General features: G+C 39.3%; 19 protein-coding genes. 17 read left to right on the top strand and 2 right to left on the bottom strand.

Annotated features, from left to right (window positions below):
• Positions 1 to 6: 6 nt before the first annotated feature.
• A complete protein-coding gene (locus tag D1953_RS01935) occupies positions 7 to 747 on the top strand; it encodes a glycerophosphodiester phosphodiesterase (RefSeq protein WP_119115456.1) in 741 nt (246 codons plus the stop codon).
• A gap of 36 nt (positions 748 to 783) precedes the next feature.
• Here the strand turns inward: D1953_RS01935 and D1953_RS01930 are convergent, their stop codons facing one another.
• Complete coding sequence (locus tag D1953_RS01930) at positions 784 to 1,029, bottom strand: DUF2627 domain-containing protein (RefSeq protein WP_119115455.1); 246 nt, start codon at positions 1,027 to 1,029, stop codon at positions 784 to 786.
• A gap of 132 nt (positions 1,030 to 1,161) precedes the next feature.
• On the opposite strand from D1953_RS01930, the gene D1953_RS01925 reads away from it, so the two are divergent.
• The 14 genes from D1953_RS01925 (at position 1,162) to D1953_RS01860 (ending at position 18,896) form a co-directional block, all read left to right on the top strand.
• Positions 1,162 to 2,874 carry a sigma-54 interaction domain-containing protein gene (locus D1953_RS01925; RefSeq protein ID WP_119115454.1) on the top strand — a complete coding sequence of 571 codons (1,713 nt, stop codon included), beginning with the start codon at positions 1,162 to 1,164 and terminating at the stop codon, positions 2,872 to 2,874.
• A 277-nt stretch (positions 2,875 to 3,151) separates the two neighbouring features.
• Positions 3,152 to 4,249 carry a branched-chain amino acid dehydrogenase gene (bcd, locus tag D1953_RS01920; RefSeq protein ID WP_119115453.1) on the top strand — a complete coding sequence of 366 codons (1,098 nt, stop codon included), beginning with the start codon at positions 3,152 to 3,154 and terminating at the stop codon, positions 4,247 to 4,249.
• Positions 4,250 to 4,283: 34 nt separating this feature from the next.
• The gene (lpdA, locus tag D1953_RS01915) at positions 4,284 to 5,705 is read left to right on the top strand and encodes a dihydrolipoyl dehydrogenase (RefSeq protein WP_119115452.1); all 1,422 of its coding nucleotides are present in this window, start codon (positions 4,284 to 4,286) and stop codon (positions 5,703 to 5,705) included.
• A 22-nt stretch (positions 5,706 to 5,727) separates the two neighbouring features.
• Positions 5,728 to 6,732: a thiamine pyrophosphate-dependent dehydrogenase E1 component subunit alpha gene (locus D1953_RS01910; protein WP_119115451.1), complete on the top strand. Its 1,005-nt coding sequence runs from the start codon at positions 5,728 to 5,730 to the stop codon at positions 6,730 to 6,732.
• 2 nt (positions 6,733 to 6,734) lie between these two features.
• Entirely contained in the window at positions 6,735 to 7,718 is a 984-nt protein-coding gene (locus D1953_RS01905; protein WP_119115450.1) for an alpha-ketoacid dehydrogenase subunit beta, read from the top strand.
• 23 nt (positions 7,719 to 7,741) lie between these two features.
• Complete coding sequence (locus D1953_RS01900; RefSeq protein ID WP_119115449.1) at positions 7,742 to 8,995, top strand: dihydrolipoamide acetyltransferase family protein; 1,254 nt, start codon at positions 7,742 to 7,744, stop codon at positions 8,993 to 8,995.
• A 370-nt stretch (positions 8,996 to 9,365) separates the two neighbouring features.
• Positions 9,366 to 11,228, top strand: a complete 1,863-nt coding sequence (locus tag D1953_RS01895; RefSeq protein ID WP_119115448.1) for a methylmalonyl-CoA mutase family protein — start codon at positions 9,366 to 9,368, stop codon at positions 11,226 to 11,228.
• Position 11,229: 1 nt separating this feature from the next.
• Positions 11,230 to 13,422, top strand: a complete 2,193-nt coding sequence (gene scpA / locus D1953_RS01890; RefSeq protein ID WP_119115447.1) for a methylmalonyl-CoA mutase — start codon at positions 11,230 to 11,232, stop codon at positions 13,420 to 13,422.
• Positions 13,422 to 14,549, top strand: coding sequence for a methylmalonyl Co-A mutase-associated GTPase MeaB (meaB, locus tag D1953_RS01885; protein ID WP_119115446.1), 1,128 nt, complete (start codon positions 13,422 to 13,424; stop codon positions 14,547 to 14,549). Before scpA ends, meaB begins: the two co-directional genes overlap by 1 nt.
• Positions 14,550 to 14,748: 199 nt before the next feature.
• Positions 14,749 to 15,186, top strand: a complete 438-nt coding sequence (locus D1953_RS01880) for a BrxA/BrxB family bacilliredoxin (protein ID WP_119115445.1) — start codon at positions 14,749 to 14,751, stop codon at positions 15,184 to 15,186.
• 274 nt (positions 15,187 to 15,460) lie between these two features.
• Positions 15,461 to 16,264: a transporter substrate-binding domain-containing protein gene (locus D1953_RS01875; RefSeq protein WP_182480469.1), complete on the top strand. Its 804-nt coding sequence runs from the start codon at positions 15,461 to 15,463 to the stop codon at positions 16,262 to 16,264.
• 102 nt (positions 16,265 to 16,366) lie between these two features.
• Positions 16,367 to 17,035, top strand: coding sequence for an amino acid ABC transporter permease (locus tag D1953_RS01870; protein ID WP_281271515.1), 669 nt, complete (start codon positions 16,367 to 16,369; stop codon positions 17,033 to 17,035).
• Positions 17,028 to 17,750 (top strand): amino acid ABC transporter ATP-binding protein, encoded by a 723-nt coding sequence (locus D1953_RS01865; RefSeq protein WP_119115443.1) that lies wholly within the window; start codon positions 17,028 to 17,030, stop codon positions 17,748 to 17,750. The genes D1953_RS01870 and D1953_RS01865 overlap by 8 nt, the downstream gene beginning before the upstream one ends.
• A gap of 174 nt (positions 17,751 to 17,924) precedes the next feature.
• Positions 17,925 to 18,896, top strand: a complete 972-nt coding sequence (locus D1953_RS01860) for an aromatic acid exporter family protein (RefSeq protein WP_119115442.1) — start codon at positions 17,925 to 17,927, stop codon at positions 18,894 to 18,896.
• A gap of 184 nt (positions 18,897 to 19,080) precedes the next feature.
• On the opposite strand, the gene prli42 is transcribed toward D1953_RS01860, so the two are convergent.
• Entirely contained in the window at positions 19,081 to 19,176 is a 96-nt protein-coding gene (gene prli42, locus D1953_RS21895) for a stressosome-associated protein Prli42 (RefSeq protein WP_164853271.1), read from the bottom strand.
• A gap of 175 nt (positions 19,177 to 19,351) precedes the next feature.
• Between prli42 and mce the strand changes: the two genes are divergently transcribed.
• Positions 19,352 to 19,756, top strand: coding sequence for a methylmalonyl-CoA epimerase (gene mce / locus D1953_RS01855; RefSeq protein ID WP_119115441.1), 405 nt, complete (start codon positions 19,352 to 19,354; stop codon positions 19,754 to 19,756).
• 14 nt (positions 19,757 to 19,770) lie between these two features.
• Positions 19,771 to 21,321, top strand: coding sequence for an acyl-CoA carboxylase subunit beta (locus D1953_RS01850; RefSeq protein WP_119115440.1), 1,551 nt, complete (start codon positions 19,771 to 19,773; stop codon positions 21,319 to 21,321).
• Positions 21,322 to 21,342 lie beyond the last annotated feature (21 nt).

The raw sequence follows: 21,342 nt of genomic DNA, 5'->3' as shown, positions 1-21,342 counted from the left end.
GTGTTTATGATGCATATTATTGCCCATCGAGGAGCAGCAAGCACACACCCGGAAAATACAATGGGTGCATTTATAGAAGCACAGCGAGTGGGTGCGAATGGAATAGAAGTAGATGTGCAATTATCCGCGGATGGAGAAGTTGTCATTATTCATGATGAGAAATTGAATAGAACGACTGGAGTAAAAGGTTATGTAAAGGATTGGAAGTTAAGTGAGTTAAAAAAATTAAATGCTAGTTTTGGTCATAAAGGGAAATCAGTGTCTGAAAAAATCCCCACATTAGCGGAGTTATTTGATTGGCTTCAAACTAATCAATTAAGCTGTATTATTGAATTGAAAAACACGGTCTTTGAGTATCATGGATTAGAGGAAAAAGTGATTCAATTAATTCGAAGGTATGGGTTTGAAAATAGAGTTATATTAGCTTCTTTTAATCATTACAGCCTTGTCTATTGTTACCGCTTAGCTCCTGATATAGAAACAGCTCTTAATTATCGAGAAGGAATATTTATGCCATGGATTTATGCGAAGTCAATTGCTGCCAAAGGAATTCATCCTCAATTTCGAGCTGCTCATGATGTGATCGTTAAAGAGTCATTGAATGCAGGGGTAGCTATTCGGCCTTATACGATTAATACAGAAGCGCAAATGAAGCATTTTTTTAAGAAAGGCTGTAGCGGCATTATTACAGATGATCCCAAACTTGCTAAACAAGTAAGGGATTGGCTGATTTCTATGACGAATTAAAAACCGAGCATCAGAGAGCTCGGTTTTTTTTATGATTTAAGGCAGTTTCATTTTATCAAATCGGCTTTGAACTTTATGACGTTTACGATCACGGTGAAGAATAAATCCAGCTATAAAGGCAATCCCGCCGATTGTAAATAGAAGACCAGCTATAGATTGTACCCAAAGCGCAGGATAAGGCGGTTGTTGAATGGCGAATAACATATCTCTCATAAGCTTAATACCGTAAGCGGCCAATGCTCCGGGGATAAATAGGATTGTAAAAGCGATTAAACGTTTCATTTGGTTCAAATCCCTTCCAATAATTTCCCTTATAATAAAAATGATAAAGAATATGTATTATTTGTCAAGTTTCCAATATAAGGATTAAAATAGAGGTGGACTATTTTTTTTGCAGGGAGAGGAGTGACCTAGATGCAGAACGTCATGATTGTCGGCGCGGGTCAAGGAGGTACAACCCTTTTAAATATTCTTTTAGAAAGTGATGCTTTTTCGGTTCTCTGTATGGTAGATATTAATCGAGAAGCACCCGGGATGCAGTTAGCGAAGGGTTTCCATATTCCTACAGCATTATCATGGAAAAATGAATATACAAATAAGGCAGACATTATTATCGATACATCGGGAAATGAGTCTGTTTTTCAAGAGATAAGAAGGGAGAAAGGTCATGAAGCATTGCTGATTCCTGGTAGTGTAGCGCAGATTATCGCTAAATTGTCGAAAGAGAAACAACAGCTTATACATAAATTAAAGACAGAGTCGAATACGATGCTTGAGGCGATTATCCAATCGAGTGATGAAGCTATTTCCGTAGTAGATGAACAAGGACGAGGGTTGCTAATAAACCCAGCTTATACGAGGATTACTGGATTGACGAAGGAACAGGTAATCGGTAAACCTGCGACAACGGATATTTATGAAGGCGACAGCATGCATATGCAAGTACTAGAAACGAGAAAGCCTGTTCGTGGTGTCAATATGTGTGTTGGTCCAAGACGAAAAGAGGTTATTGTTAATGTAGCCCCTATTATTGTAGATGGAGAATTGAAAGGAAGTGTTGGGGTTATACATGATGTATCTGAAATTCAAAAATTAACGACTGAATTAAAGCATGCTCAGCGACTTATCCGAACATTACAAGCGAAATATTCCTTTGAGGATATTATTGGACAGTCTGATGATATGGTACTGGCGATTGAACAAGCTAAGCTTTCTGCGAAAACGCCAGCAACGGTGCTGCTGCGCGGTGAATCAGGAACAGGAAAAGAACTATTTGCTCATGCGATTCATAATGAAAGCGACCGGAAATTTAATAAATTTATACGTGTTAATTGTGCGGCTGTTTCCGAATCTTTGTTGGAAAGCGAGCTGTTTGGCTATGAGGATGGGGCATTTACAGGTGCAAAACGCGGCGGGAAAATTGGCTTTTTTGAGGAAGCAAATCACGGCAGTTTATTTTTAGATGAAATTGGCGAGTTAACTCCGAAAATTCAAGCAAAGCTGCTTCGTGTACTGCAAGAGCGCGAAATTATGAGAGTTGGCGGAACAAAACCAATTCCAATTAATGTACGTGTCATTGCTGCAACGAATATTGATTTAGAACAATCTATTAAAAATGGGAGTTTTCGAGAAGATCTTTATTTTCGGTTGAATCGTATGCCTATTTTTATTGCTCCTTTAAGAAAAAGAAAAGGGGAAATGAAGGAGTTAGCAGAGCATTTAATTCATAAGATTAATCAAGAATATGGGCGAGGTATTGAAGGAATCTCAGAAGATGCGATTGAGAAATTAAGGCAGTATGATTGGCCAGGCAATGTTCGGGAGTTAGAGAATATTTTAGGGCGAGCGATTATTTTAATGAAGCTCAATGAACAAGTGATTGAGGCCAAGCATATTCCAAATTTAGTAGGTACAAGTGCCGAGCATTCAAAGGAATCCGCGGTATTGTTTACACCTTCTTTTAAAAGCGGTGAGTCATTAAATGAGATGGTCGGAGCTTATGAAGCGAAAGTGATTCAACAAGCGTTACAAACCTTTAAAGGTAATAAAACATTGGCCGCTAAAGCATTAGGGATTTCGGTAAGAAGCTTATATTATAAAATGGAAAAAACTAATTTGTGCAAATGATTGCATGCAATATTTTGCTTAACTATGCAAAAAATAGTGCATTTTACAAACGAGAGTGTGCAGAAAGATGCTGTGAACCTATTTCAGCATCTTCTTTTTTTCCTTATGAATACAAGGGGAGAGGCTTCTTTTGTTTAATTTATACATAGATTATACAAAATGGCATCAAACTTGCATGTTATATAAGTGAGAAGGTTATTTCAGGTTAACCATGTGAATGAACTGTTCATATTTTAATCAATACAAAATGAAAATACATCTTCCGGGGGATTTTACTATGGAAATGTTTCAATATCTTGAGAAATATGATTATGAACAAGTTGTTTTTTGTCAGGATAAACAATCGGGATTAAAGGCTATTATTGCGATTCATGATACAACATTAGGCCCTGCCCTTGGTGGTACCCGAATGTGGATGTATCCATCTGAAGAGGATGCAATTGAAGATGCGCTTAGATTAGCACGAGGGATGACATATAAAAATGCGGCAGCTGGTTTGAATCTAGGCGGGGGAAAAGCCGTAATTATTGGAAATCCACATACCGATAAAAACGAAGCTATGTTTCGTGCATTTGGACGTTATATCCAAAGTTTAAATGGCCGCTATATTACGGCGGAAGATGTAGGGACGACTGTAGAGGATATGGATCTTATTCATGAAGAGACGGATTATGTAACAGGAATATCACCTGCCTTTGGTTCTTCGGGGAATCCATCTCCGGTGACTGCTTATGGTGTATATCGAGGGATGAAGGCTGCAGCAAAGGAAGCATTCGGTACCGATTCTTTAGCAGGAAAAACAGTCGCCGTCCAAGGCGTGGGGAATGTTGCCTATCATTTATGCCGTCATCTTCATGAAGAAGGAGTGCGGTTGATTGTAACAGATATTCAGCAAGCCGCTGTTCAGCGAGCCGTGAATGAATTTGGAGCAAAAGCGGTTAAACCAGCAGAGATTTATAGCGTAGACTGTGATATTTATGCCCCTTGTGCTCTGGGTGCTGTTCTGAATGATGAAACGATTCCAACCATAAAAGCAAAAGTCATTGCCGGGTCAGCGAATAACCAATTAAAGAACTCACTGCATGGCGAACAGCTTCATGAAAAAGGGATTATTTATGCTCCAGATTATGTCATTAATGCTGGCGGAGTAATCAACGTAGCGGATGAGCTAATAGGATATAATCGTGATCGGGCTTTAAAGAAGGTTGAGAGCGTATATGACAATATTGCTAAAGTAATTGAAATCGCCAAGCGTGATAATATACCAACCTATAAGGCGGCTAATCGTATGGCAGAAGAGCGGATTGCTAGAATGAGGTATTCACGCAGTCAATTTGTGCAAAATGAAAAACATATTTTAAATCGTCGTAAATAAGTCAAGGATAGGTACAAGAGGAAGGAGGAGTAATATGGCAGAGGAGTATGATGTTGTTATTCTAGGTGGGGGGACGGGAGGCTATGTTGCCGCTATCCGGGCCAGTCAGCTCGGTTTGAAAACAGCTGTTGTTGAAAAGCGAAAATTAGGAGGAACGTGTCTTCATAGCGGCTGTATCCCTTCAAAGGCTCTTTTACGAAGTGCGGAAGTATACAGGACTGTAAAGAAGAGTGAAGAATATGGCATTTTAAAGGACCATGTTGGAATAGATTTCGCTAGAGTACAGCAGCGAAAAGAGGGAATTGTGAACAAACTCTACAGCGGTGTACAACATTTATTAAAGCAAGGGAAAATTTCTGTGTATGAAGGGGTAGGCAGAATATTGGGCCCTTCTATTTTTTCCCCCATGCCAGGGACTATTTCTGTAGAGATGAATGATGGTAGTGATAATGCCATTTTGTTGCCGCAGCATGTCATTATTGCGACGGGCTCTCGGCCAAAAACATTACCTGGTTTATCAATTGACGGTGAGTATGTCCTTTCATCGGAGGAGGCTCTTCAATTAGAAACATTGCCGCAGTCAATCATTATAATCGGTGGAGGAGTCATTGGGGTAGAGTGGGCTTCGCTGTTGCACGATTTTGGGGTGCAAGTAACGGTCCTTGAGTATGCTCCGCATATTCTTCCCCAAGAAGATGAAGAAGTGGCGAAAGAAATGATGCGTATTCTTCGGAAAAAAGGGGTTCGTATTGTGACGGAAGCAAAAGTATTGCCTGAAACCTTGAAAACAGGAGAAGTTGTCTCAATTAAGGCAGAGGTGAATGGTGAATTTCAAGAATATATGGGAGACAAAATTCTTGTTTCTGTCGGACGAGACGCTAATGTAACGGATATTGGTTTAGAAAATACTGAGATTGCTCTTGAACAAGGTTACATTTCAACGAACAGCATGTACCAAACGAAGGAATCTCATATTTATGCAATAGGAGATTGTATTGGAGGATTACAGCTTGCACATGTCGCTGCACGCGAAGGTATTATTGCTGTTGAGCATTTAGCAAGACAGCAGCCTACACCTTTAGATCCTTCATGGATTACAAGATGTATTTATGCCAGTCCAGAAATAGCAAGTGTAGGCTATACAGAGCAAGAGGCACTGAAAAGAGGATGGACAATAAAAGTAGGAAAGTTTCCATTTAAAGCAATTGGTAAGGCACTTGTATATGGTGAAACAGAGGGCTTCGTTAAAATTATTGCGGATGAACAGACGAATGATGTGTTAGGTGTGCATATGATTGGGCCGCATGTGACGGATATGATCTCTGAAGCGAGTCTTGCAAAAGTATTGGATGCAACTCCGTGGGAAATAGCTTCAGCGGTTCATCCTCATCCAAGTTTATCGGAAGCTATCGGTGAAGCGGCTCTTGCAGTTGATGGCTTAGCATTACATTTTTAATAGACTGTAGGGAGGGGTTTAAATGGTTGAAAAAGTTGAAAAACGACACCATGAACTCGGTTTAAGTGATGAAATGGTTTTGGATATGTTTCGAACAATGCTTCTTGCTCGTCGGGTTGATGAACGGATGTGGTTGTTAAATCGTTCAGGGAAAATACCATTTGTAATTTCTTGTCAAGGTCAAGAGGCCGCTCAAGTAGGAGCTGCATTTGCTCTTGATCGAAAGCTTGATTATGTGCTTCCTTATTATCGGGATGTTGGTGTTGTATTGGCATTTGGGATGACGGCTCGTGATTTAATGTTATCAGGATTTGCCAAACTTGAAGATCCAAATTCAGGAGGTAGACAAATGCCTGGTCATTTTGGGCAAAAGCGCAATCGAATTGTCACAGGGTCCTCTCCTGTAACAACACAAGTGCCTCATGCAGTTGGTATTGCGCTGGCAGGTAAAATGAATCGGGAAAAATTAGTGACCTTTGTGACGTTTGGAGAAGGGTCTTCGAATCAAGGGGATTTTCATGAAGGAATCAATTTTGCTAGTGTTCATAAATTGCCGGTTATTTTTATGTGTGAGAACAATAAGTATGCTATTTCCGTACCAATTTCTAAACAATTAGCGTGTGAAAATGTATCCGACCGTGCTATCGGTTATGGAATACCAGGTGTAACAGTTGATGGGAATGATCCGTTGGCCGTGTATCAAGCCGTTAAAGAAGCAGCAGATCGTGCGCGGGCAGGTCATGGTCCGACGTTGATTGAAACGGTTTCTTACCGACTCACGCCTCATTCAAGCGATGATGATGATCAAGTATATCGGACACAAGAGGAAGTAGCGGAAGCGAAAATAAAGGATGCTTTGTTTACCTTTAGTCAATATTTGAAAGACGTTGGTGTAATGGATGAAGAGCGTGAAAAACAATTGAATGAAGAAGTGATGCAAATCGTTAATGAAGCAACAGATTATGCTGAACAGGCGCCATATGCGAGTCCAGAATATGCGATGAAACATGTATATGGGGAGGAATAAAGATGGGAGTCATTTCTTATATTGAGGCCGTTACACACGCTATTCGTGAGGAAATGGAAAGAGATGAACGCGTGTTTGTACTGGGTGAGGATGTCGGTAAAAAAGGCGGCGTATTTAAAGCGACACAAGGCCTATTTGATCAATTTGGTGAAGAGAGGGTAATCGATACGCCATTAGCAGAGTCAGCTATTGCTGGTGTTGGAATTGGTGCTGCTATGTATGGGATGCGGCCAATTGCAGAGATGCAGTTTGCGGATTTTATTATGCCTGCTGTCAATCAAATTATTTCGGAAGCGGCACGTATCCGTTACCGGTCGAACAATGATTGGAATTGTCCAATTGTTATTCGCGCTCCATATGGCGGCGGTGTTCACGGTGCTCTTTATCATTCGCAATCAGTAGAAGCGGTCTTTGCTAATCAACCAGGCTTGAAAATTGTTATGCCATCGACACCGTATGATGTAAAGGGCTTATTGAAAGCGGCGATTCGCGATGAGGATCCTGTTCTGTTTTTTGAGCATAAACGAGCGTATCGTCTGATTAAAGGAGAAGTGCCTTCGGATGATTATGTATTGCCAATTGGAAAGGCAGATGTGAAACGAAGCGGGGAAGATATTACCGTTATCACATACGGGCTTTGTGTCCATTTTGCGCTCCAAGCAGCTGAAAAGCTTGCTAGTGATGGGATTTCCGTTCATCTTTTAGATTTACGTACAGTTTATCCGCTTGATAAAGAAAGTATTATCGAAGCGGCTGTCAAGACAGGGAAAGTTCTGCTTATTACAGAAGATAACAAGGAAGGGAGTATCATAAGCGAAGTGGCTGCCATTATTGCAGAATATTGCTTATTTGATTTAGACGCTCCTATTATGAGATTAGCAGGCCCGGATATTCCGGCAATGCCCTATGCACCAACAATGGAGAAATACTTTATGGTAAACCCAGAAAAAGTAGAAAAAGCGATGCGTGAGCTAGCTGAGTATTAAATCTGCGCAGAAGGAGGAGTAGTATGGCGATTGAACAAATGAAAATGCCGCAGCTGGGCGAAAGTGTAACAGAAGGAACGATTAGTAAATGGCTCGTTACACCAGGTGACTTCGTACAAAAATACAGTCCAATTGCCGAAGTGATGACGGATAAAGTAAGTGCTGAAATCCCATCTTCATTTACAGGTGTCATTAAAGAGCTAGTCGCTAAAGAAGAGGAAACATTAGCCGTAAATGAAATCATTTGTTTAATTGAAGTAGAAGAATCGAGCTCAACACAGACAATAGCTAGCTCTAGTACGAAATCACTTCCTGCAAATCAAGATACCCTCTTGGAAAAGTATTCAATGAAGATGCGTTACTCACCAGCTGTATTAAAACTTTCACAAGAGCATGGAATCGACTTATCGCAAGTGGAGGGTTCTGGAAAAGAAGGGCGGATTACGAGAAAAGATGTGCTAGCCCTTATAGAAGCAAATAATGTACCCCAAGAGAAGGAAAAAGCGGTTGCTCCTTCTGTTACGACAACAGAAGTTCGAAAACAATCTAGTCAAACTCTTTCTTTACCAACGGCAACTGGCGATCGGGAGATTCCTGTTACAGGAGTTCGTAAAGCAATTGCAGCCAATATGCAAAAAAGTAAGCAGGAAGCACCTCATGCTTGGATGATGGTTGAAGTTGATGCTACAAATCTTGTGATGTTACGAAATTCATTAAAAGATGATTTTTTACAAAAAGAAGGTTACCCTCTTACGTATTTTGCTTTTTTCGTCAAAGCAATCGCTCAAGCGCTAACCGAGTTTCCTGAAATGAATTCGATGTGGGCCGGTGATAAGATTATTCAAAAAAAGGATATTCATCTTTCCATTGCTGTAGCGACGGATGATGCACTTTTTGTACCTGTTATTAAACACGCAGATGAAAAATCCATTAAAGGGATTGCCCGTGAAATTCATGAATTAGCTGAAAAAGTACGTACAGGTAAGCTTACACAGGAAGAAAGTCAAGGCGGCACTTTTACGGTGAACAATACGGGTTCATTTGGTTCTGTTCAATCGATGGGGATTATTAATCATCCCCAGGCAGCTATTGTCCAAATTGAAACAATTGTAAAACGTCCGGTAATTATAGATGATATGATTGCTGTTCGACATATGGTGAATTTGTGTTTGTCGTTGGATCATCGTGTATTAGATGGTTTAATTTGTGGTCGTTTTTTAGCAAGAGTGAAGAAAATTGTCGAAGGGTTTTCGAAAGAAAATACATCCATTTTTTGATTAAAAAACCAGTTTTTACTGGTTTTTTCCTATGATATCAACTTTTTTTATAAAAAATAAAGGAAATTTCAAAAGATTAATCGACAAATTTTCAGTTTTTTCGTATTATTTTAGAAGAGTTGTTCTACTACATGTAAATTTATTAAGGGTGTAATTTATAACAGGTATGAAATAAATCTTATTTTCGAATGATGTTATTCCTGTAGATTCATACTTATTGTATAACAAGCTCATTTGTATTCTTTTATTCTTTTACACCTATGTTAGAATGTGTTTGGTATTCAAAAATTGAAGGGAGGGCAGTTTTCTTATGGATACGGCTTGAGCATTTGCTCTGAACTGTAGTATAAGCATAAGAAAGCGATTACAGATGGAATTGAAAGATGTAAAAAATATATCCTTTCCGAAACCTTCGTTTGAAGAGTGGAAGGTTGCCGTTGAAACGAGTTTAAAAGGTAAAACAGTTGATAAATTACAAACGAATACATATGAAGGGGTGACACTGAAGCCCCTTTATATACAACAATCTACTGGCGAAGGTCAAGTTGAGCTCCCAGGGTCATTTCCTTATACACGAGGAATTTCGGCAACAGGTTATCATACGCAACCGTGGCTTGCTTGTCAGCCAGTGAGCGGTGCGACAGCAGAGGAAGCAAATGAAAACTTGAAAGCTGTTCTAAATCGTGGACAAAATGCGATTACGTACCCGGTAGAGCTATTAGCAAACGGTGCGAGATTACCAAGATTATTAAAAGATTTACCACTAGAATCTTTACCTTTCTTCATTGATTTAAAAGGAAAGCAAAAAGATTTATTACCTGAATTCCAAGCAGTAGAAGGAAAAGTGAGCGGCGTTCTTGCTGAAGATGCGATTGCTGAATGGGTATTGACTGGACAAATTCCGGAAGATACAGATAGCTATTTTGCAGAGTGGGCAAAAACGATTCAAGGATATGAAGCAGTTTCTGCAGACTTAAAAACAATTTTGATTAAAACATCTGTCTTCCATAACGGTGGAGCTAATGCGGTTCAAGAACTTGCATATGGACTAGCTGTAGCTGTGCAATATTTGATTGAAGGACAAAAGCAAGGTTTATCTGTAGAAAGTATTGCAGATAAAATGGTATTCTCATTCGCTGTTGATTCAAATTATTTCATGAATATTGCTAAATTACGTGCTGCTCGTCGACTTTGGGCTGGACTTTCAGCTGCATTTGAAGCAGATTCTGAATATTTCAAAATGAATATTCATGCGCTTACTTCAGAAGTGACAGAAACATTATACGATCAACATGTAAATATCTTACGTACAGCCAACCAAGCTTTTGCAGCTGCAATCGGTGGTATTCAATATTTACAAATCAATCCTTTTGACCATGTATTTGGTGAAACAACTGATTTCTCAGAAAGAATTGCTCGTAATACGCACTTAATTTTGAAAGAAGAAACACATATTACACAAGTAGTAGACCCAGCAGGCGGTTCATTCTATGTGGAGCAATTAACAGATGAGATTGCAAATCAAGCGTGGGCGAAGTTTTTAGAAGTGGATGCAGCGGGCGGCATTCTTGAAGCACTTAAAAAAAATATCGTTCAAGCAGAAATCGCTGAAGTATTCAATAAAAAAGCACAAAATGCAGCATTAAGAAAAGAAAGCATCATTGGCACAAACGTATATCCTAACCCTGCTGATGAAGTGAAAGCACCGAAAGCAGCAGAAGTGGAATCTTATGTTGTTGTAAATAATCCAACTTCGATTACACCAATTAAGCTAAAACGTATTGCTGAACAATTTGAGCAACTACGTTTACGTAGTGCAGCCTTTAAAGAAAGCAATGGCCAAGCTCCGAAAGTAGGCTTAATTACGTTACAAGAATTGAAATCGTATAAACCTCGTGTAGACTTCGTAAAAGGATTAGTTGCTGCAGGCGGGATTGAAACAGTGGCAAGCGAAGGCTGTCATACAAGTGAAGAAGCAGTTGCTTATGTGAAAGAAACACAACTTCCAATCTATTGCGTATGCGGTAGTGATGAAGCTTATGGTGAACTAGCGGAGCAAGTTGTTGCTGATGTGAAAGCGGCTTTCCCTGAAACAACGATTTATGTAGCAGGTAAACAAGCAGAAGAATTAGAAAAAGCATTGCAAGCTGCTGGTGTGAAAGAGTTTGTCCATGTAAAAACAAATGCAGCTGACATGTTAACAGAATTATTACAAGCGCTGGGGGTGAACTAAAATGACAAAACCTAATTTTTCAAAAATCAATCCAGCAAAAGCTACTGCACAAGGTTCAGTAGAAACTTGGAAAAAACAAGCGGAAGCAGCAGTTGGTCAAAATATCGATAACCTTTTATTTGAAACAAATGAACAAATTAAGGTGAAATCACTTTACGTTCAAGAGGATAATCAAAACTTAGAGCATATGGATAGCGTACCTGGAATCGCTCCATTTACACGTGGACCATATCCTTCGATGTATGTAAATCGTCCTTGGACAGTTCGTCAATATGCTGGATTCTCAACAGCTGAAGAGTCTAATGCGTTTTATCGTCGTAACTTAGCAATGGGACAAAAAGGTCTTTCTGTTGCGTTCGACTTAGCAACGCACCGCGGTTATGACTCAGATCATCCACGAGTAGTCGGTGACGTTGGGAAAGCTGGCGTAGCGATTGACTCGATTCTTGATATGAAAATCTTATTTGATGGTATTCCACTCGATAAAATGTCTGTATCGATGACAATGAATGGTGCCGTGTTGCCGATTCTTGCTTTCTACATTGTAACAGCCGAAGAACAAGGCGTTACACAAGATAAACTGTCTGGTACGATTCAAAATGATATTTTAAAAGAATATATGGTACGTAATACGTATATTTATCCACCAGAAATGTCTATGAAGATCATTGCAGATATCTTTGAATATACATCAAAATATATGCCTAAATTCAACAGTATCTCTATCTCAGGTTACCACTTGCAAGAAGCAGGAGCACCAGCTGATATCGAGCTTGCCTACACGTTAGCAGACGGTCTTGAATATGCGCGTACAGGTATGAAAGCGGGCATTGATATTGATAAATTTGCTCCACGTCTTTCTTTCTTCTGGGCAATCGGTATGAACTACTACATGGAAGTAGCGAAAATGAGAGCAGGTCGTTTCATTTGGGCTAAATTAATGAAACAGTTCGATCCAAAGAACGAGAAAGCGTTAGCGTTAAGAACTCACTCACAAACATCTGGATGGAGCTTAACAGAGCAAGATCCGTTTAACAACGTTGTTCGTACATTAATCGAGGCGCATGCTTCAGCGCTTGGTCATACACAATCCTTGCATACAAATGCATTGGATGAAGCAATCGCTCTACCGACAGACTTCTCGGCTCGTATTGCACGTAATACGCAGCTTTACCTACAAGAAGAAACAAACATTACAAAGGTTATTGATCCTTGGGCTGGTTCTTACTATGTAGAAGCATTAACAAACGAGCTAATTGATAGAGCCTGGGCTTTAATTGAAGAAATTGAAGATTTAGGCGGAATGGCTAAAGCAATTGAAACAGGCATTCCAAAAATGAGAATTGAAGAAGCTGCTGCAAAACGCCAAGCGAAAATCGATTCTCAAGAAGAAACAATTGTTGGTGTGAATAAATATCGCTTGAAAAAAGAAGATCCAATTGAAATTTTGGATATTGATAATACAGCGGTTCGTGAAAGCCAAATCAACCGTTTAGCTGAATTGCGTGCAAACCGTGATCAAGCACAAGTAGATGCAGCATTGAGAGCTTTAACAGAAGCAGCTAAAACAGGTGAAGGAAACTTACTTGAGCTTGCTGTTCAAGCAGCTCGCGTTCGTGCTTCTCTTGGTGAAATTTCAGATGCGATTGAAGAAGTTGCAGGCCGTCACAAAGCAACAATTCGTTCTATCAGCGGTGTATACAGCGAAGCATATTCTAAAGAAGATGAAATTCAAGAAGTTATTCAAATGACGGAAGAGTTCCTTGAGCAAGAAGGTCGTCGTCCTCGTCTATTAATGGCGAAAATGGGACAAGATGGTCATGATCGTGGAGCGAAAGTAGTCAGCACCGGCTTTGCCGATTTAGGATATGACGTTGATATCGGACCTCTATTCCAAACACCGGAAGAAACAGCGCTTCAAGCGGTGGAAAATGACGTTCACGTTGTCGGTATGAGTTCACTTGCTGCTGGCCACAAAACGTTATTGCCACAGCTTGCAGCTGAATTGAAAAAATTAGGCCGTGAAGATATCGTTATTATCGTTGGTGGTGTTATCCCGGCTCAAGACTATGATTACTTATTAGCGAATGGAGCTTCTGCCATTTTTGGACCAGGTACGGTTATTCCGCAAGCAGCTAAAAAAGTACTCCAAGAAGTATATAAACGTCTAGGCTATGAGGAAGTAGTAAACTAATGAGTGAAGATAAAAAACCGGAATGGGTTGACCCAAATAATCCCGAAGGTTTTAATTCTTCAATCATGAAAGGGGTCGAGTTAGCTGCCGACCACAATCAAGCGTCTAAAAACCGTTTTGTTAAAAAACAAAGGGAATCCATTTCGATACCGGATATTAAAGCAGGTATTCTTAAAGGAGAACGTGCGAAACTTGCAAAAGGAATTACTCTAATTGAAAGTAATGCAGCGCATCATTTTGAGCTAGCTCAAGAGCTATTGCAATCTATCTTGCCGCACACGGGGAAATCTTTACGAATTGGGATTTCCGGTGTGCCTGGAGCAGGGAAGAGTACGTTTATTGAAGCTTTTGGAACCTATTTATGCAGCTTAGGTCATAAAGTAGCTGTACTTGCTGTCGATCCAAGCTCATCTGTGAATGGCGGCAGTATTTTAGGAGATAAAACAAGAATGGAAGAGCTAGCGAGAAATCCTCGCGCTTTCATTCGCCCTTCTCCATCTGAAGGAACTTTAGGTGGGGTTCATCGGAAAACGCGTGAAACAATGCTTCTTTGTGAAGCAGCTGGTTTCGATGTTATCCTAATCGAAACAGTTGGGGTTGGGCAAAGTGAAGCGATTGTTCGTGGGATGGTTGACTTTTTCATGATGCTTGCACTAACTGGAGCAGGTGATGAGCTGCAAGGGATGAAAAAGGGAATTATGGAATTGGTTGATGGCATCGTTGTCAACAAAGCAGATGGAGATAATCTTCCACGTGCTATCAAAACGCGATCGGAGTACAGCCGAATTCTTCATTTCTTACAGCCTGTAACAAAAGGCTGGATGTCTAAAGCTCTGACATGCTCTGCCGTTACAGGTAAAGGCATTGATGATGTTTGGGATATGTTGCAGGAGTTTTCTGAAACAACGAAGCAATCAGGAGTATTTGAAGATCGAAGAAGAAGGCAATCGAGAGAGTGGTTCCATTCCTTAATTAATAGTCAACTTCATCAACTGTTTTATAAAAATAGCACGATTAAGCAATTGTTGCCTGTCCTTGAAAATCAAATCATGGCAGGGGATCAAACAATTACAAAAGCCGTTCAAGAAGTATTTCAAACGTTTTTAGACACTTTTGAAAAGAAATAAGGGAAAGGGACTCTACAGATGATGGGGAGTCCCTTTTTCTTTGCCAAATCAGAAAGTATTTTAATATATTGTAGTGAATTAACTGCCAGCATGTGCATGGGGTAACTAAGGTGCTTTCGCTTTTCTTAGGTAAATTAATTGAATCGGTGAAACTCAATTGTTATGATAGAGAAGAAACGAATATGGAAGGGGTATGGAGATGGGAATGGATTTTAATTTTTTAATGAATGATGTGGTAAAAACAGCGCGTGATGAGATTACGAAAGCTGGATATACAGAATTAAAAACAGCAGAAGAAGTAAACGAGGCGTTAGCACAAAAGGGAACGACACTTGTTATGGTAAACTCCGTGTGTGGTTGTGCAGGCGGAATTGCTCGTCCTGCTGCGGCATATGCGATGCACCATGATAAACGCCCTGATCAATTTGTCACTGTCTTTGCTGGTCAAGATAAAGAGGCTACGGCACGTGCTCGTGAATATTTTGAAGGATATCCGCCATCATCGCCATCATTTGCCTTACTGAAAGACGGGAAAATTTTAAAGATGGTAGAACGTCATGAAATTGAAGGACATCATCCAATGTCTGTTGTTGAAAAGCTTCAATCGTATTTTGATGAATATTGCGAGGAAGTATAAGATCCGTTTTTACGGATCTTTTTTGTTTTGTATAGTTTTCTTTAAAATGAAGGACACTATATCTACATTATCAGCTCTTTCAATATTGTCCTATAGCAATTAACTGAAAATTTTTAACAGTAAATTAATTTTCCATTATATTGCATCATCATCAAAGTGTGTTAAAATACATGGGAGTGTATGAATATTAACAGAATGATTATTTGAACAGCGTACAATTACACTTTGACACATACTAACATAACAAGAAGAAAGTTATAGGAGGAAAATAACTATGCAATGGAAAAAGCATTTTATGTTACTAGTTACTTCTATCTTATTAGTCGGCATTTTAGCAGCATGTGGAACTGCGGATAATAAGGATGAAGCTAAAAACGGTGATGGTGAAGCGAAAAAAGTGTTAAAGCTAGGAACATCAGCGGATTATGCACCATTTGAATTTGTGGATACAGCTAAAAGTGATGAAATCATTGGGATGGATATGGATATTGTCAAGGCCATTGGTGATAAGCTTGGCTATGAAATTCAAGTTCAAGATATCGATTTCAACAGTTTGCCTACAGCACTTGAGAATGGGACAGTGGACCTTGTCGCGTCTGCGATGACTCCTACGGACGAACGTAAGAAAACAATAGACTTCAGCGAGCTTTATTATTCGGCTGCTAATATGATTATGACGACAAAAGATAGTGGCATTGAAACAGTAGAAGATTTAAAAGGTAAAAAAGTGGGAGTTCAGCTAGCTTCTGTTCAAGAAGAATTAGCGAATAAATTAAATAAAGAAGGCACTAGCATGACGCTAGAAAAACGCAACCGTATTCCAGAAATTGTTCAAGAGTTAATGGCTGGCCGTGTTGATGCAGCGATTGTTGAAGAAGAAGTAGCCAAAGGCTATTTAGCTGATAATAAAACATTAACAGTTCATAAAATTGAAACAGATGAAGAAGAAGGGTATGCAATTGCTTTTCCAAAAGACAGCGACCTAACAGAAAAGTTTAATGCAGAATTGCAAAAAATGAAAGATAGCGGTGAACTTGAAGAAATCATTGCTAAATGGATGAAGAGCGAAACAAAATAATACACAGAGAGAAAAACGTTCAGAAGAGATAATGCCTTCTGAACGTTTTTCCACGCCTTGTGATGAATAAATCAAAAGGTCTATATATGTTTTTGGGAGAGGATGAATAGGTTGAATCTGGATTTTGAAAGGATTATCCCGTCAATCCCTTACATTTTGGAAGGGATTCCGACGACATTACAAGTTGTAGTAGTAGCAGCTATTATTGGTTTTGTATTGGGGATTGTATTGTCAATTTTAAAAATTAGTAAAATTAAACCGTTGAATTGGTTAGCTGATTTTTATACATCGATTTTTCGAGGAACACCACTTGTTTTACAATTGATGTTAATCTATTTTGGATCACCGCAAATGCTAGGTATCCAAATCGAAGCCTATGAGGCCGCTTTTTTAGCATTTGGTTTAAACTCTGCAGCTTACATCTCTGAAATTATTCGTGGAGGTATATTGGCTGTTGATAAAGGGCAAAGAGAAGCAGCACTTGCGCTTGGTGTTTCAGAATCTAGTATGATGCTAAACATCATTTTACCTCAAGCGATTAAAAATATTTTACCAGCACTTATGAATGAATTGATTTCATTAACAAAAGAATCTGCTGTTGTGACGATTATCGGTCTTGCGGATATTATGCGTCGCGCGTATATTGTCGGTGGACAAACGTTTAAATTTTTCGAGCCCATTCTTGTTGCTGGATTGATTTATTATGTAATGATCATGATTTTGACGTTGTTTGGTAAGTTGCTTGAAAGGAGAATGAGACGCAGTGATTAAGATTGAAGATTTGCATAAAAGTTACGGCAAGCTTGAAGTGTTAAAAGGGATTAGTACAGAAGTGAAGCAAGGTGAGGTCGTAGCCATTATCGGTCCGTCTGGATCAGGGAAATCGACTTTCTTACGCTGCATCAATATGCTTGAAAAGCCTACAGGCGGACATATTTGGTTTAAAGATCAAGACATTACAGATAAAAAGACGAATATTATGAAAGTCCGTGAAAACGTTGGAATGGTGTTTCAACATTTTTATCTTTTTCCTCATAAGACGGTGCTGCAAAATTTAACGTATGCTCCGATGAAGGTGAAGAAAATGTCAAAAGAAGCAGCGGAGAAGCAGGGGCGTGAGCTGTTACAAAAGGTTGGTTTAGGTGATAAGGAAGCAGTTTATCCAAATCGACTTTCTGGTGGACAAAAACAACGTGTCGCAATTGCACGGGCGTTAGCTATGAACCCGGAAGTGATTTTATTTGATGAACCGACATCAGCATTAGATCCTGAAATGGTCAAAGAAGTACTGGCTGTTATGAAGTCGCTTGCTGACTCTGGAATGACAATGTTGATTGTGACACATGAGATGGGCTTTGCCCGTGAAGTAGCAGATCGTGTTCTCTTTTTAGATGGAGGATTGCTAGTTGAAGATTCAGCACCAGCTGAGTTTTTCTCCCAGCCAAAAAGCAAACGTGCGCAAGAATTTCTGGAAAAAGTTCTATAGTTTTGCAAAAAAAGGTGATAAATGTATCGCCTTTTTTTATTTTTGTAAAAAAAAGGAGAAATGTGTTGTAAATTAATAAAAAATTTAGTATTTTCCTAAATAAAGGACTATAAAATTGTCGAATTTGCTGATAGTATTATAATAGAAGTAAAGAAATCCAGGTGATACATAACAATGTTTAAAATCGGTTATCGAACGATTAAAACGGCATTAGGTGCTACTTTAGCAATTGTACTTGCCCAATTATTAAATCTGGATCATTTTCCTTCTGCTGGTATCATTACGATACTATGTATTCAAGTGACACAGAAGAAGTCTTTAAAAGCCTCTGCATCGCGTTTTCTCGCTTGTTTACTAGCAATGGGCTATTCAACCTTATTGTTTGAGTTAATTGCCTACAACCCATTTACAATAGGATTAATTCTTTTGATGTTTATTCCGACTACGGTGGCATTAAAGGTGAATGAAGGCATTGTCACAAGCAGTGTAATCATTCTTCATCTCTATTCGTCAAATGGTATCACGCTGGATTTGCTCATCAATGAAACCATTTTAATTGCTGTAGGAATTGGAGTTGCGCTAGTCATGAATATATATATGCCTAGTGTTGAGAAAGACTTGAAATCTTATCAGCGAAAAGTTGAAGCAAACTTTAGCGCGATTTTAATGGAAATTGTGAAGTACGTGCGTGATAATGACTATACTTGGAATGGAAAAGAACTGACAGAAACGTCGAAATGGTTAGCGGAAGCGAAAAGCTTAGCTTTTCGAGATGTGGAAAATCATTTCTTACGAGAAGAGGATTATTACTATCGATATTTTGATATGCGCGAGAAGCAATTCGAAATTATCGAGCGAATTTTACCTCTTGTCACGAATATACCAAGTATCGTGAAGCAAAGTGATATCCTTGCCAACTTTATTCAAGAGTTAGCAGAAAACGTTCATCCGCAGAACACAGCTAGCTTTTATTTGCGGAAGCTGGACGGGATGGAACGAGGGTTTAAAGAGATGCAACTTCCTGTCACACGTGAAGAATTTGAATCGAGGGCGGCATTGCTTCAGCTTATGAAGGAAATGGAGAGATATTTATTGCTCAAACATTCCTTTAATGGTAGAAAAGCTGGAATGAAAAACGGCGGCTAGCTTAAACTAAGCAAAAAGAGAAAGTCATGATAGTAGTATACATTCTTCCTCTATTGCTTAGCTTTACGCTCCGACTGGATTCTTCTTTAAAGATTTTTGAACATTAGCAAAACAAATATAGAGCCATTCGATGAAACAAGAAAATAGAAAAGAGCGAAGCCGTTTGACTTCACTCTTGTTAGCATTACATTAAAAAGGCTATACCTGATAGTAATGTTGTTAACAACATCGAGATTAGCATTAAGTATACGATGATTTTTCTTATTTTTTTATTTTTCATATAGTGCTCTCCTCAATTTCAAATGAATATGTTTAGCTTTATTGTAACGTGAACAATAATCGGAAACAAGGTTAAATACCTGTCCGACAATTTTGAAAAGTTAGAGGGTTTTGTTGGGAAATGTAGAACTATGTTATGTTTCGTTTACTAAGTGTACATCATGGAGGGTTAGGTAATGATTAAAAATATCGATCATATTGGTATTGCTGTTCGTTCACTCGAAGAAGCTTTACCACTTTATACAGAAACATTAAAGTTAGAGCTTGAAGGCATTGAAACAGTAGAAAGCCAAGGAGTTAAAGTAGCATTTATCCTTGCTGGAAATACTCGCCTAGAGCTATTGGAAGCGTTGTCACCTGAAAGCCCAATTGCTAAATTCATCGAAAAACGTGGAGAAGGCGTTCATCATGTGGCTTTAGGTGTGGATAACATCGAAGACCGCATTCAACAAATTAAAGAAGCTGGTCTACGTATGATTGACGAGACATCTCGATTGGGTGCCCATCATGCAAAGGTAGCATTCATTCATCCGAAGTCTACAGCGAGTATTTTATATGAATTAACAGAAAGACCTGAATAAGAGGAGGAGCCATAATGAAAGACATCTACGAAACAATTAACGATTTATATGACAGACGCCGTGAGGTTGAGCTTGGTGGCGGTGATGAACGAATTGAAAAGCAACACGCTAAAGGAAAGTTAACAGCTCGTGAAAGAATTGAGCTATTACTCGATGAAGGTACATTTGTTGAATTAAATCCATTTATTCAACATCGCAGTACAAACTTCGGTTTAGATAAAGCAAAAGGGCCTGGAGATGGTGTTGTAACAGGATACGGTAAAGTAAATGGACGCGATGTGTACTTATTCTCACAAGATTTCACGGTATTCGGTGGGGCGCTTGGAGAAATGCATGCTCTGAAAATTGCCAATGTTATGGATTTAGCCGCGAAGAATGGGGCACCGTTTATCGGGTTAAACGATTCAGGCGGCGCGCGTATCCAAGAAGGGGTTGTATCTCTTGATGGATATGGACAAATTTTCTACCGTAACTCAATCTATTCTGGTGTAATTCCACAAATCTCTGTTATTATGGGACCTTGTGCAGGTGGAGCAGTTTATTCTCCAGCGATTACGGATTTCATTTTCATGGTTGAGAAGACGAGCCAAATGTTCATTACTGGACCAAAAGTTATCGAAACAGTTACAGGAGAAAAAATTACGTCTGAAGGCTTAGGTGGCGCAACTGTACATAATACAATCAGCGGTAACGCTCACTTTAAAGCACCAACTGACGAAGAAGTATTGAAAGATGTACGTAAATTATTAAGCTACTTGCCGCAAAATAATACAGAGAAACCACCTGTATTAGAAGCGGACAACAATGATGATTATCGTCCAGACTTAACAGATATCGTTCCATTTGAAGGTATTCGTCCTTACGATATCCGTAAAGTTGTTGAGCAAGTTGTGGATGAAGGATCATTCATGGAAGTACAAGAAGGATTTGCGAAAAACATTGTTATCGGTTTAGCTCGTATTAAAGGTCAATCTGTTGGTCTTGTATGTAACCAACCGAAAGTATTAGCTGGTGGACTTGATATCGATTCTTCTGATAAAGCGTCTCGCTTCATTCGATTCTGTGATTCATTTAATATTCCAATTATCACATTCGAAGACGTTTCTGGCTTCTTCCCAGGCGTTAAGCAAGAGCATGGTGGAATCATCCGTCACGGTGCGAAAATGCTATATGCATACTCTGAAGCAACTGTACCAAAGCTTACAATTATTCTTCGTAAAGCATACGGCGGTGCTTATGTTGCACTTAACAGTAAGTCAATCGGTGCAGACCTTACATTTGCATGGCCAAATGCTGAGATTGCCGTTATGGGATCTGCTGGTGCGGCTAACATTATTTTCGCTCGTGAAATTGCAAACAGTGAAGATCCAGAAGCAACACGTGCAGAGAAAGTTGAAGAATACCGTGAGAAGTTCGCGAACCCATACGTTGCAGCAAGCTTAGGAATGGTTGATGACGTTATTGATCCTCGTGAAACACGAATCAAAATCATCCAATCTCTTGAAATGCTGCGCAATAAAAAAGAAGATCGTCCTTGGAAGAAACACGGAAACATTCCATTGTAATACACGATTTTTTCAGAGAAG

This window comes from Peribacillus asahii (assembly GCF_003570725.1).
GTDB classification, from domain to species: Bacteria; Bacillota; Bacilli; order Bacillales; family DSM-1321; genus Peribacillus; species Peribacillus asahii.
The sequence above is the reverse complement of the archived record's forward strand: the minus strand, read 5'-3'. Positions and strand labels throughout refer to the sequence as shown.